The 241-nt window shown below is 62.2% G+C and carries 1 protein-coding gene; it reads right to left on the bottom strand.

Features of this window, described 5'->3' with window-relative positions:
• A partial coding sequence (locus B3D39_RS07435; protein ID WP_286789567.1) for an aminotransferase class I/II-fold pyridoxal phosphate-dependent enzyme occupies positions 1-241 on the bottom strand: 241 nt, incomplete at both ends.

Raw genomic sequence — 241 nt, forward strand, 5'->3', positions numbered from 1 at the left:
GCCGATCCGCCAGCCGGTCATCGCATAGGCCTTCGAGACGCCGTTGACCGTCAGCGTGCGATCATAGAGCGCGGGCTCGACCTGCGCGGGCGTGGTGAATTCGAACCCGTCGAAGGTGAGATGTTCATACATGTCATCGGTCATCACCCAGACATGCGGGTGGCGCATCAGCACTTCGGTCAGCGCGGTCAGTTCTTCGCGCGAATAGGCAGCACCCGAGGGGTTCGAGGGCGAGTTGAAG

Origin of the sequence: Thioclava sp. UBA3469 (assembly GCF_002378135.1) — a bacterium.
GTDB lineage: Bacteria > Pseudomonadota > Alphaproteobacteria > Rhodobacterales > Rhodobacteraceae > Thioclava > Thioclava sediminum.